At 61.6% G+C, this 13,023-nt stretch carries 11 protein-coding genes and 1 pseudogene; 11 read left to right on the forward strand and 1 reads right to left on the reverse strand.

Annotated elements, in window-relative coordinates:
- From VFL62_RS26125 to VFL62_RS26175, 11 genes and pseudogenes are all read left to right on the forward strand, one after another.
- Nucleotides 1-521 (forward strand): annotated as a pseudogene (locus VFL62_RS26125) (beta-xylosidase); the annotation flags it as partial.
- The gene (locus tag VFL62_RS26130; protein WP_325175286.1) at nt 509-1,717 is read left to right on the forward strand and encodes a phosphopentomutase; all 1,209 of its coding nucleotides are present in this window, start codon (nt 509-511) and stop codon (nt 1,715-1,717) included. The pseudogene VFL62_RS26125 and the gene VFL62_RS26130, both read left to right, overlap by 13 nt.
- A 220-nt stretch (nt 1,718-1,937) precedes the next feature.
- Nucleotides 1,938-3,050: an NAD-dependent epimerase/dehydratase family protein gene (locus tag VFL62_RS26135; protein ID WP_325175287.1), complete on the forward strand. Its 1,113-nt coding sequence runs from the start codon at nt 1,938-1,940 to the stop codon at nt 3,048-3,050.
- Nucleotides 3,047-4,117, forward strand: coding sequence for a GDP-mannose 4,6-dehydratase (locus VFL62_RS26140; RefSeq protein ID WP_325175288.1), 1,071 nt, complete (start codon nt 3,047-3,049; stop codon nt 4,115-4,117). Before VFL62_RS26135 ends, VFL62_RS26140 begins: the two co-directional genes overlap by 4 nt.
- The gene (locus VFL62_RS26145) at nt 4,114-5,400 is read left to right on the forward strand and encodes a TIGR04295 family B12-binding domain-containing radical SAM protein (RefSeq protein ID WP_325175289.1); all 1,287 of its coding nucleotides are present in this window, start codon (nt 4,114-4,116) and stop codon (nt 5,398-5,400) included. The genes VFL62_RS26140 and VFL62_RS26145 overlap by 4 nt, the downstream gene beginning before the upstream one ends.
- Complete coding sequence (locus VFL62_RS26150) at nt 5,397-6,515, forward strand: glycosyltransferase family 4 protein (RefSeq protein WP_325175290.1); 1,119 nt, start codon at nt 5,397-5,399, stop codon at nt 6,513-6,515. The genes VFL62_RS26145 and VFL62_RS26150 overlap by 4 nt, the downstream gene beginning before the upstream one ends.
- Nucleotides 6,512-7,642, forward strand: coding sequence for a CgeB family protein (locus tag VFL62_RS26155; RefSeq protein WP_325175291.1), 1,131 nt, complete (start codon nt 6,512-6,514; stop codon nt 7,640-7,642). Before VFL62_RS26150 ends, VFL62_RS26155 begins: the two co-directional genes overlap by 4 nt.
- Nucleotides 7,639-8,727 carry a CgeB family protein gene (locus VFL62_RS26160; protein WP_325175292.1) on the forward strand — a complete coding sequence of 363 codons (1,089 nt, stop codon included), beginning with the start codon at nt 7,639-7,641 and terminating at the stop codon, nt 8,725-8,727. Before VFL62_RS26155 ends, VFL62_RS26160 begins: the two co-directional genes overlap by 4 nt.
- On the forward strand, nt 8,724-9,851 hold the full coding sequence (locus VFL62_RS26165; protein ID WP_325175293.1) for a CgeB family protein: 1,128 nt from the start codon (nt 8,724-8,726) through the stop codon (nt 9,849-9,851). The genes VFL62_RS26160 and VFL62_RS26165 overlap by 4 nt, the downstream gene beginning before the upstream one ends.
- A 17-nt stretch (nt 9,852-9,868) precedes the next feature.
- Nucleotides 9,869-10,921, forward strand: a complete 1,053-nt coding sequence (locus tag VFL62_RS26170) for a UDP-glucuronic acid decarboxylase family protein (RefSeq protein WP_325175294.1) — start codon at nt 9,869-9,871, stop codon at nt 10,919-10,921.
- A gap of 45 nt (nt 10,922-10,966) precedes the next feature.
- Nucleotides 10,967-11,611, forward strand: coding sequence for an NUDIX hydrolase (locus VFL62_RS26175; protein WP_325175295.1), 645 nt, complete (start codon nt 10,967-10,969; stop codon nt 11,609-11,611).
- Here the strand turns inward: VFL62_RS26175 and VFL62_RS26180 are convergent.
- Complete coding sequence (locus tag VFL62_RS26180; protein ID WP_325175296.1) at nt 11,538-12,941, reverse strand: MFS transporter; 1,404 nt, start codon at nt 12,939-12,941, stop codon at nt 11,538-11,540. The genes VFL62_RS26175 and VFL62_RS26180 overlap by 74 nt on opposite strands.
- Nucleotides 12,942-13,023 lie beyond the last annotated feature (82 nt).

The following is a 13,023-nucleotide window of genomic DNA, read 5'->3' on the forward strand; positions in this document are numbered from 1 at the left end:
ACAGTCTTTACGATCTGCCTTCGGCCTGGGAGGCCACCACCCGGCATCGGGAGGCCGAGGGCTCCTCCTACTACCGTCATTTCCATATGGGCCTGCTGCGCGAGGACGGCACTCCGAAACCCGCGCTCAAGTCGTTTGCACGTTATTCGGAGGTACTCGGTTTGTGCCAGTGGTTTCACTTCGAAGACCATCGGCTCGCCGACGCCGTGCGCTGGATGCGCCGGCTCGGCGTGAGACACGTCCGCACCGGGCTGTCCTGGGCCGATAGTTTTCGGCCCCATGCGCTCGAATGGTTCGACCGCCAAATGGACGCGCTGGCGGAATTCGAAGTCACGGTGACGTTCTGTTTCACGCCCGAACACCGGGGCCTTGCACCCCACCACACCAGTCCGCCAATCGACCCCAACGAGTTCGCCGATTTCTGCGCACGAATGATCTGGCGCTACTGCGATACGAGCGCGGTTACGACCGCGGCTGAGCCATCGCCTCGATCAACGATGCTGCCCTCATGCGCGCCCTGATCCTTGTCATGGACTCCGTCGGAATCGGCGGCGCTCCCGACGCCGCAAATTACGGCGACCAAGGCGCCGACACCGTCGGCCATATCGCCCATGTCTGTGCGAACGGAGGCGCCGACAGCGAGCTGCGTGAGGGTCCGCTGCGGCTGCCGCAACTGGTTGCGCTCGGACTTGGAGAGGCCTGCTGTTTGGCAACGGGCCGACCTCCGCCGGGGCTCGAGCGACCAAGCCGCCCGTCCGCGCAATTCGGCTGCGCGCGCGAACTGTCGAAAGGCAAGGATACGCCGTCCGGTCATTGGGAGATTGCCGGTGTGCCGGTACAGTTCGACTGGGGCTATTTCCCGAAATCGGTGCCGTGCTTCCCGGACGAACTGATCACCCGGCTCTGCGCGTTGGCGCGGCTGCCCGGCATTCTCGGCAATTGCCATGCGTCAGGAACCGAGATCATCCAGCGCCTGGGACCGGCGCATGTCGAAACCGGCAAACCGATCTGCTACACGTCCGCCGATAGCGTCTTCCAGATTGCGGCGCACGAGCCGAGCTTTGGCCTCGAACGACTGTACGATGTTTGCAAGTCGGCACGCCAATTGGTCGATCCGCTCAATATCGGCCGGGTGATTGCAAGGCCGTTCATCGGCGATCCCAACGGCGGCTTCACCCGCACGGCAAACCGGCGCGATTATTCGGTGCCGCCGCCCGAGGACACGATGCTCGATGCGGCCGAAAACGAGCGGCGCGATATCATTTCGATCGGAAAGATCGCCGACATCTTCGCGCACCGCGCTACCGGAAAGAACCGGAAGGCGGCCGGCAATGACGCGCTGTTCGACCAGACCCTGGTCGGAACTGATCAATTGCGCGACGGCGGACTCCTGTTCGCCAACTTCATCGACTTCGACAGCAATTTCGGTCACCGTCGCGACGTCAGCGGCTACGCGGCTGCACTGGAGACCTTCGATCGCCGGCTGCCGGAGTTGCTGAGCCGCCTGAAACCGGACGATTTGCTGATCATCACCGCCGATCACGGCTGCGATCCGACATGGTGCGGAACCGACCATACACGCGAACAGGTCCCGATACTCATGGTGTGTGAAAAAGAGATGCGCCAAATCGGACGCCGCGGCAGTTTTGCCGATATCGGCGCCACCGTCGCGCGTCATCTCGAGCTGCCGCCACTTTCGCATGGGCAACCGTTTTGAAAAAAACGATGGCTGCGATTCACATGGGTTATTCACCCAGGTTAGAGAAACTTTCGTTTGTACGTCCGCTTGGAACGAACATACCCGACGCCGCTTCTCTACTTCGTAAGTGACTAGCGCGTCTCGTCGTTTCGTCGACACCAAAGCAGCGGCGCGCTTTCAACTCCGACATCGAACGATTGCTACATCGTTCATCCAACGGACGAGGAGCGCTATCGAAATGCCTCGTGTTCTGATTACCGGGGGAGCAGGATTCATCGGCTCTCATGCCGCCACGACGCTTCTGAATGCGGGTTACGAGGTCCGCCTGCTCGACAATCTTTCGCCGCAGGTCCACGGCCGCGACCGCCAGCGCCCGTCCTATCTGACCCGCGATGCCGAGTTCATCCTTGACGACATCACCGATTCGCCCGCCGTCGATCGCGCGCTGCGCGGCTGCGATATGGTGCTGCACTTGGCCGCGAGCGTCGGTGTCGGTCAGAGCATGTATAACATCGAGCCCTACGTCAGGACGAACGAGCTCGGTACCGCGACGCTACTTCAGGAACTAATTAAACGGCCAGTTGCGCGCCTCGTGATCGCATCATCGATGAGCATCTACGGCGAAGGCGCCTATCGCTCGACGGACGGCACGATCGTCGCGCCCCCTGAGCGAGCGACGGAGCAGCTCAAGCACGGCGAATGGGATCTGCGTACGGCCGACGGCACGCCGCTCGAGCCTGTGCCAACGCCAGAAACCAAGCAACCCACGCTGAGTTCGATCTATGCTCTCAACAAATACGCACAGGAGCGCATGTGCCTGCTGACTGGCAGGGCCTACGGCATCCCGACCCTGGCCCTGCGCTTTTTCAACGTCTACGGACCACATCAGGCTTTATCGAATCCCTATACCGGCGTTCTTGCAATCTTCGCCGCGCGGCTCCTCAACCGCCGTTCACCTCTCGTATTCGAAGATGGGCTGCAGCGTCGCGATTTCGTTCATGTGCGTGACGTGGCGCGCGCGTGCCTGCTTGCGCTCGAAAGCGAATGCCGGGACGACGCATTCAATGTCGGCTCGGGTGAAAGCCGCAGCATACATTCGGTTGCCTGCGACTTGGCCGAGGTGATGGGGCGCCCGGAGATCGGGCCGCAGCTCACGGGAAAATTCCGCGTCGGCGATATCCGACATTGCTTTGCCGATCTCAGCAAGAGCCGTGAGATTCTCGGCTTTGCGCCCCGCGTCGCGTTTTCGGACGGGCTTGCAGAGCTCGCGGGCTATCTGGCCGACCAGATTGCCGACGATCGGGCTGAACAAGCGACCCGCGAACTGCTGCAGCGAGGACTGGTGGCATGATACGCGACACCGGCACAGTCCAGCCTATTCTGATCACCGGAGGATGCGGCTTCCTTGGCTGTAACCTCGCCGACCGTTTGGCTGCGGCGGGCATCGACGTGCTGATCCTCGACAACCTCTCCCGCCAGGGCGTGCGCGAAAACGCGCATTGGCTGAAGTCGCGTCACGGCGACCGCATCCGAATAGCCGTCGGCGACATTCGCGATCCGATTTCGGTGATCGATTCGGTTCGCGACGCGCAAGCCGTACTCCATCTGGCGGCCCAGGTCGCCGTTACCAGCAGCCTGCAAAACCCGGTCGACGATTTCGAGATCAATGCAGGCGGCACCCTCAATGTTCTCGAAGCGATACGGACCCACAATCCCGACGCGCCGCTTGTCTTTGCGTCGACCAACAAGGTCTATGGGCATCTGATCAGCGAGGCGCAAATCGAACGCCACGGAATGCGCTACAGGCCAAGCGGCAACGCATTTCCCAGCGGCATCGACGAGTCGACGCCGCTCGATTTCTACAGTCCCTATGGCTGCTCAAAGGGTACCGCCGACCAATACGTTCGAGACTATTCTCGGGTCTACGGGTTGCGCACGGCCGTTCTGCGCATGAGCTGCATCTATGGCCCGCGGCAGTTTGGCAACGAGGATCAGGGCTGGATCGCGCACTTTGTTCGATCAGCTCTGCGAGGCGAGCCGCTGACGATTTACGGCGAGGGTTATCAAGTTCGCGATGCGCTGTTTGTATCGGACGCCGTCGATGCCTGGATCGCCGTGCTGCGCAACATCGAAAGCTGTCGCGGGCGGGTGTTCAATCTCGGCGGCGGCGCTTCGAATTCGATCAGTCTTCTGGAACTTATCGAAATGATTACACGCCTTTCCCAGACCAAGGTGCAATACGACTTCGCAGAATGGCGACCGGGCGATCAGCCCTGGTACGTCTCCGACGTCAGCGCGCTCTCGTCGGCGATCGGATGGCGGCCGACGACGTCTTTGGAAGACGGGCTGCAATTGCTTCAGACGTGGCTGCAAGGTCAGCTCCGGCCATCGGCCGACGCGCGGGAGGCCCTCGCATGACCCGCGTCGCCCTCATCAACCCGAACTGGAATTTTGACGGCAGCATCTATTTCGGCTGCCGGGCACCGCACTTGCCGCTCGAGCTGGGCATCAGCCAGCATTATCTGCGCCAAGCGGGCCACGCGACTTTGCTGCTCGATGCCCACATGTTCGACCTGTCGGTCGCCGACATCGAGGCGGAGCTTCGCAGCTTCCGCCCGGACATGCTCGTGATCACGACCGCCCCGACATATTTGTTCTGGCGCTGCGCACCTCCTGAGCTGCGTATCCCGCAACAGCTCTGCTGGGCCTTACGCGATCTTTCGCCGGTCATCGTTGCCGTCGGACCACATGGCTCGACCACACCCCGCGCAGCACTGCGAAAACTTGCTGCCGATTTCGGGTTGATGGGTGAATGCGAAGGGTCCCTGCTTCGTCTGGCCAATGGTGAGCGCGACTTCCCCGGCTTGTGCCTGAAGGATGCCGGCGCGGTGAAGGTGATCGGTGGCCCGCAGGCAACGAACTTTGCCGACCAGCCGGCGCTCGATTGGCCGGCCGAGATGATAAGCCGCCACGCGCACCATCATCATCGGTTCGAGGCCACGCCCGTCGGGCCCGGCGCCGAATTGGAAGCGTCGCGCGGCTGTCCCTATGATTGCACGTTCTGCGCCAAGGAAAATTTCCGCAATGCCTACCGCAAGCGGCCGGCGCACATCATTCTCGCCGAAGTCGACGGCTTACTTCGCCACGGTGTCGAATATGTCTACTTCATCGACGAAATCTTTCTGCCGAACGCCGAATTGCTGGAAGGTCTGATTGCGCGCCGTCTCAAGTTCGGCATTCAGACCCGCATCGATCTCTGGAAGCCTTCGATGCTCGAACTGCTCGGGCGCGCCGGCTGCGTCTCGATCGAAGCCGGCGTCGAAAGCCTGACACCGGAGGGTCGCGCGGCGCTCGCCAAGAATTGCAAGATGACGACCGATCAACTCGCCGACCGGCTGGTCGAAGCCCGGCGGCATGTCCCCTTCGTGCAAGCCAACTTGATCGAAATGCCGCAGGATGAGGATCCTATGGTCCAGCGCTGGCGAGCGCGGATGCAGGACGCAGGCGTTTGGGCGAATGATCCCGTGCCGCTCTATCCCTATCCGGGATCGCCGGATTACCGAAAGCTGTGGGGAGAACCCGACGACTTCGCCTGGGAGCGCGCGCACGAGCACTACCTCGCAATGTTCGACGCGTTCAGCGACATCCAGGAAGACCGCCCGGTGCCGCTGCGCGCGCTGGAGGCACAGGTGGCGCTATGAACCGGCTTTCCAACATCAAGATCCTGATGACCGCGGACACTGTCGGTGGCGTGTGGACCTACGCAGCGGGCCTCGCATGCGCGATCGCGGCAAAGAACGCCGACGTCTATCTCGTGACCATGGGCCGTCCTCCGACGGCAGAACAGCGCAAGATGCTGGCGACATCGGTGCAGGTGATCGAAAGCGATCTCGCCCTGGAATGGCAAGATCCGCAGGCCGCCGATTTCGAGCGGGCGCGCGACTTTTTCGGCGCGCTGCAGCAGCAAATTAGACCCGACATCGTTCACCTCAACTCCTATCGCGAGGCGAATTTCGAATGGCACGCGCCGGTTCTGGTCGTTGCGCATTCTTGCGTCAATTCCTGGGCCCTGGCCTGTCAAGATGGCGCCTGGCTATCCGAGCCAAGATGGTGCCGCTACAGCGCCCTCCTCGCGTCAGGGCTCGACCGTGCCGATGCCTGGGTGGCGCCGACGCAGGCGTTCGGGGCGGTGGTGTGCCAATTGTATCGGCCGCGCCGCCGCGGCATGACGATTGAAAACGGCATAGAGCTGCCGATCGACGGAGCCGATGAGAAGACGCGTTGCGTCCTTGCCGCGGGCCGGATGTGGGATACAGCAAAAAATATAACCGTGCTGACCGCAGCCTGCGACGATTTGAGCTGGCCTACCTTCATCGCCGGAGCCGCCGCTCGCACGGCAGACAAGCTGCATGATCGAATCGAGCTGCTGGGGGAGATCTCTCATTTCGAGCTTCGCAGCTGGATGAGGCGCGCGGCGATCTTCGTCAGCCCTGCGCTTTACGAGCCATTCGGCCTGTCGGTGCTTGAAGCCGCCGGCGCCGGCTGTGCGCTGGTGCTCTCGGACATCCCGACCTTTCGGGAGCTATGGGACGGCGCTGCCCTGTTCGTCGCTCCCAACGATATCAGCGGTTTGCGTCTCGCCCTGCGCGACCTCTGCGCCGATGAAAAGGCACGCACGACGCTTGCAAGCGCAGCCTTTAAGCGCGCGCAACGGTACTCGCTGAACCGCACGGCGAATGCTTATGCGCACCTTTATCGCTCCCTGCAGGCCTCTCCTCCAGCCACGGCACGTCATTTCCAGGGAGAATGCGCATGAAATGCGTGCTCTTCTATCACGCGTTCTCCTCGTGCTGGAACAACGGCAACGCGCATTTCCTGCGGGGCGTTGCGCGCGAGCTGCAGAAACTGGGACACGAGATCATCGTCTACGAACCTGTAGATGGCTGGAGCCGGCGCAATGCAATCGACGACGGCGGCGAACAATCGCTGTCCGAGGTGCTGCGGCTGTTTCCGCTCATCGATGTCAGGCAATATGACCGGTCGCTGGACCTCGACGAAGCGCTCGACGGCGCCGACCTTGTTCTAGTTCACGAGTGGAATTCGCCGGAGATCGTCGCGGAAATCGGATCGCGCCGCGCTCAAGGCTCACCGTTCACGTTGCTGTTTCACGACACGCATCATCGTGCGGTCACTGCGCCGCGGGAACTCGAGCGTTTCGAGCTCGACGGATTCGACGGCGTTCTGGCTTTCGGGGGCGTATTGCGCGAAATCTATCTCAGGCTTGGCTGGGCAAACCGCGTGTTTACCTGGCACGAGGCGGCCGATGTCGATCTGTACCGTCCGCTGCCCAATGTCAGGCGACGTCAGGACGTGGTCTGGATCGGCAACTGGGGCGACGATGAGCGAGCAGCCGAACTGCAACGCTATTTGATCGAACCGATTTCGTCTCTTCGTTTGCGAGGCACGGTCTACGGCGTGCGCTATCCCCAATCCGCGCTGGAGGCGATCGCGGCGGCCGGCATGGAGTATGGCGGATGGCTGCCCGCGCACCGCGCGCCGGTGGCGTTTGCCCGCGCCAGGGCCACGGTGCACGTGCCACGCGGCCCCTATGCCCGCTCGCTGCCCGGTATTCCCACCATTCGCATGTTCGAAGCTATGGCCTGCGGCATACCGGTGGTGTCCTCACCTTGGGAAGATATCGAACACCTCTTCACTCCAGGTACCTATCTTCGTGTCTCGAACGGCGAACAAATGCAGGCCGCGCTGCGAGCATTGCTCTGCGATGCCGATTTTGCGGAGGCAACCACGGGCGCTGCCTACAGATTGATTGTCGAACGGCATACCTGCCGGCATCGCGCAATCGAACTGCTCGACATCGTCGAAGGCATCAGGACCTCACGCCATGTACCTGCAGCCGCATTTTGTGAGGAGCCGGCATCATGAACATCGCATTCTTCGGCTCAAGCCTTGTTTCATCTTACTGGAATGGTGCCGCAACCTACTATCGCGGTCTCCTGAAGGAGATTGCAGCGCTCGGTCATGCCGTCACTTTCTTCGAGCCCGATGCCCTCGAACGGCAGGCGCATCGCGACATCGACGACCCCGACTGGGCCCGCGTGGTCATCTATCCCGCGACCTCAGACGGTTGGCAACACTCACTTGCGCAGGCAGCCCGGTCGGCCGATTTGGTGGTCAAGGCCAGCGGCGTCGGGGTTTTCGACGAAGAGCTCGACAGTGCGATTGCCGGTCTTCCGATGCGGCCGCTTCGCATTTACTGGGACGTCGATGCGCCCGCGACGCTTCAGGCGGTCGGTGAGAATAGAAGCCATCATCTGCGTTCCGCAGTCCCGCGCTACGATCTCGTGCTGACCTACGGCGGCGGGGAGCGGGTTATCTCCGCCTATCGCGCCATCGGTGCGCGCGATTGCGTTCCGATCTACAACGCGCTCGATCCACGAACTCACTTTCCGCTGCAGTCGAACTCCTCCTTCGCTTACGACCTCGGACTTCTGGCCAATCGCCTTCCGGACCGGGAAGCCCGGATCGAAGAATATTTCTTTCGCGCCGCGCGGGCGCTTCCCGCAAAACGCTTCGTACTGGGTGGGTCAGGCTGGGACTCAGGGAGAATACCAGCTAACGTCGAGCGATTGGGCCACGTCGGCACAGGCCATCACAACGCGTTCTTCGCCTCGGCGCTCGCGACGCTGAATGTCAATCGTGCGAGCATGGCGGAGTACGGCTTTTCACCACCAACCCGAATTTTCGAGGCGGCAGGCGCCGGCGCCTGCCTGATCACTGACGCCTGGGAAGGCATCGAGCGCTTTCTGGAGCCGGATAGCGAAATACTGGTCGCAGCCGATGGGGAAGCCGTTGCCGCTCATCTGCAATCGCTCACCTCGGCCCGCGCTGCCGAGATCGCGGGGCGCGCACGCCGGCGGATTCTGGCTCACCACACCTATCGGCAACGGGCCCTGCAATTCGACCGTCTCATGGAAGGTCTCAACCCAAGGACAGAGGCCGCGGAATGAAACTTAACATCGTTATTATCGGACTGTCGGTGACGTCGTCGTGGGGCAATGGTCATGCCACGACCTATCGCGCATTGATCCAGGCGCTGGCGCAGCGTGGCCATCAAGTCACTTTTCTCGAAAGAGCCGCCTCCTGGTACGAAGGGCACCGCGACCTCGACGAACCAGACGCATGGTCGCTCAAACTTTACACTTCGTTGCAGGATATACCTCGCCGTTTCGGCAAGCTCATCACGACAGCCGATCTGGTGATCATCGGCTCCTATGTACCCGACGGCATCGCCATCATCGACTGGGTCACATCGCACGCCCAGGGCATCACGGCCTTCTACGACATCGACACGCCGGTGACGCTGGCAAGTCTTGACGATGGCCTCGAGTACATCTCGGCGTCGCTGGTGCCGCGCTTCGACATCTACCTCTCGTTCTCAGGTGGCCCCGTGCCCGCGATGATCGAGGACCGCTATGGGAGCCCGATGGCGCGGCCGCTTTATTGCAGCGCCGATCTGTCCCTCTATCGGCCGCAACCGGCTGAAGCCCGCTGGTCGCTTGGCTATCTCGGCACCTACAGCGAGGATCGCCAGCCGCAACTCGAAGAGCTGTTGCTTGCGCCCGCCGAACAACGCCCTCAGGAACGATATGTCGTTGCGGGATCCAAGTATCCCCCAAACCTGGAGTGGCCGGCGAACCTCGACCGTATCGAGCACCTTGCTCCCGACCGGCACGCCGCGTTTTACGCTTCGCAACGCTTTACCTTGAACGTTACGCGCGCGGATATGCGAACGCTGGGCTTTTCCCCCAGTGTCCGCCTGTTCGAAGCGGCGGCCAGCGGCGCGCCGATCATTTCGGACCATTGGCCAGGGATCGAGACCATTTTTGCGCCCTCGTCTGAAATTCTGATCGCCCGCAGCACCCGCGAGGTCGTGGAGATATTGTCCGGCATGTCCGACGACCGACGACGTGAAATCGCCGCGCAGGCGCGGCGGCGCGTTCTCCGGGATCACACGCCCGAGCACCGCGCGCGGCAGCTCGAGACCTATTATTCGGAAGCCCTGAACAGCAGGAAGCGTGACACGGCTCGCCGCCGTATCACCAGCCGCAACATTCAAGCCGCCGAAATTTGAGTGGACCAGCGATGAAAATGCCGCCTGCCGTTTCGCAAGTAAGTCTGGATCGCCACGTCCTGGTCACGGGAGGCGCCGGATTTATCGGATCGCATCTTTGCGACTTACTATTGCAGCGTGGTCATTACGTGACCTGCATGGACAATCTTTATACGGGCTCGATCCGCAATATTCGGCCCCTGCTCAATCATCCTCGCTTTCAATTCATCGAACACGACGTGCGGCGGCAGCTCCACATCGAGGACAGGCTGGACCAGATCTATCACCTCGCCTGCCCAGCATCGCCACAGCACTACCAACGAGACCCGATCGGCACGATGACGACCTGCGTCGTCGGTACGATGAATGTCCTCGATCTGGGGTGTCAGAAATCAGCCCGCGTGCTGCAAGCTTCGACCAGCGAAGTCTATGGTGACCCGGAAATCCATCCCCAACCCGAATCCTATGCCGGTCACGTCAACACTATCGGGCCCCGCGCATGCTATGATGAAGGCAAGCGCGCAGCCGAAGCCTTGATGTTCGACTATCACCGCGTGCATGGGCTGCAAATCAAGCTCGCACGTATTTTCAATACCTACGGCCCGCGCATGCTCGAGAATGACGGCCGCGTGATATCGAATTTTATTATTCAGGCTTTGCGAGGTGAGCCGATCACAGTCTACGGCACGGGCCAACAGACCCGCAGCTTCTGCTTTGTCGACGATCTGGTGCGCGGATTGAACACGCTGATGGAGAGCCCGGCATCGATCACCGGGCCATTCAATCTCGGCAACCCGGAAGAGCTCTCCGTCGAAACCATCGCGCGAGAGATCATCGCTCGCACCGCGTCGAAATCGATCCTGGAATTCAAGCCGCTCCCTCAGGACGATCCGAAGCGCCGCAAGCCGTTGATCGATGAAGCCGAAAAGCGGCTGGGCTGGCGGCCGCGCATACCTCTCAGCGAAGGCCTGGAGGCAACCATTGCCTATTTCGCGATGCAAGTGGCGAGCGTCGGCTCCGCAAGAGTTGTCGGCGTCGGCAGCCGCAGCGCTTCGACGACAGCCCGCCTCGGCCTCGCTCGAAAGCGATAGTCCGGAAGGCGCGCCGAGACGATTCACCTTGCAACGGACCATCGGATGAACTGCCAGAACAATCCGAGCGAGGATACAAAAGCGGACCAGTCCGCATGTCTCAAGGTGGTCGGGCCGCACCTGCTGGCCCGTGGCTTTCGCGATTACGAGCGCTATTCGGTGCGTTTTTCTCGTCACGGCAGCTCTCCGGTCCATTTTGAGCGCGATGTTTTGCGCTGTGGGCCGGTGGTTGGCGTGCTCGCGCTCGACCTTGAGCGCGATGAAGTCGTGCTGACCCGCCAGTTCAGGCTCGGCGCCTTCCTGGTCAATCGCGAAAACGACACATTGGAGATCGTCGCGGGCCGGATCGATCCGGGTGAAGACGCGGCCACAGCCGCGCGCCGCGAATGCTTCGAGGAGATTGGCGTCGAGGCAAGACAGCTGCGACCCGTGATGCAGCTCGCGCCCGCGCCGGCCTGGTCCGACGAAACAATGACGCTTTTCGTGGCGGTCGTCGACGCACACAATTTGCCGGCGCGCGCGGGCGCTTCGCATGAGCACGAAGAAATCGCGGTTGTCCGCTACAAGGTCGATGCAGCAATCGGATTGGTGGGGCAGAAGCTGGTCCAGAGCGCCCCTACCATCGTGGCCCTGCAGTGGCTGAAGCTGAATCGGGACTCGATCCCGACACTGCTGGAAACGGCGGCTTAGTCCGTGGCATCGGTTCACTGCTTGGCCGTTCAGCGAACAGGATGATTGCGCCCGCACCGATTGCGGCGAGACCGATCGCGACAAACATCGGCGTCGAGCTCTGATAGAGCTGCTGAAGAACACCTGCAAGCAGAGGACCGAGGATCGCCCCTACCCGGGCGATCGACAATTCCATTCCGACCGCGGTCGCTCGAACGTCGGTCTCGTACGAGTTGGCGGTAAAATTGTTCAAGACGAATTGGGCGCCAATGATACAGAATCCGGCGAGCGCTATCGCCGTCAAGTTCACGACATGAGCGCTGGAAACAATAAGGGCCAAGACGCTTACTCCGCCGACGCTCCACCACAAGGCCAGCAGCCTCCGGCTCGCTCCGAATCTGTCAATCAGGTGGCCGACGACGAGACCGCCGATGAAGGACATGACCTGCATCAGTGCCCCGAAAGCAAAGCTCGCGGAGAACGTCTCGCCACGCTGCATCATCACGGTCGGAATCCAGCCGGTCAGACCGAAAATGCAGAACAGGCTGAGAAAGGCCGACAGCCAGATCGAAACCGTCGTGCGGCGATACTTGGCCGAAAGCAGCGCGAGGACCGGATTGCTCGATTGCACTGGCGGCAGCGCCGAAAGCTGCGCATCGGCATAGAGCGCGGCCCGATCGGGACGCAACCGAGCCAGCAATCGCTTGATTTCGGCCTGGCGATTGCGAAGCATCAGAAATTTAGGCGACTCGGGAAGCTGAACGTGCAGGATCGGAAGCAACACAAAAGACAGCGAGCCAATCCAGTATAGCGCCTTCCAGCCGAAGATCGGGGTCGCGAATACGCCGGCGATCCCGGCGAGCGTGCCGCCGAGCGCCCAACCCAGCGCCACGCCCCAGAGGGCGAAGGTGTTGGCGACGCGCCGCGGCGCCAACTCGTTGATATAGGTTGTGGCCAGCGGCAGCAGGACACCGAGACCGAGCCCGGTGAGAAGCCGCAGCAAGCAATATGAAGCAAAGGAATCGGCGAACAGCGCCGTCAACAGCGTGAAAATGCTTGTGATCCACAGTCCGGCCAGTAGCGTGCCGCGTCGGCCAAAGCGATCCGCAAGCACGCCATGAACCGCAGACCCGACCAGAAATCCGATCAGCCCGCTTGAAATCAGCAGTCCCGCCTGGCCGCCCTTCAGCCCCCAGGGCCCGGCCACGTAGTGGATGACGTAGGCTGGATTGAAAGTGTCATAGCCGTCGAACAGGGTCAGCAGCCCCATGACCAAGCCAAGGCGCAGGTGAAATCCGCTTACCCTTGCACTGGCGAGTTCCTCATGAACATCAATCTCGTGATCGTTCATCACGCTCCCCTCCCACTCGATTTCGTTTTGGTTCAACTGACCGCTTATTCTGCGGCTTGATTGATCTGACCCGTCGCTCCGT

Origin of the sequence: Bradyrhizobium sp. (genome assembly GCF_035701725.1) — a bacterium.
Lineage (GTDB): Bacteria > Pseudomonadota > Alphaproteobacteria > Rhizobiales > Xanthobacteraceae > Bradyrhizobium.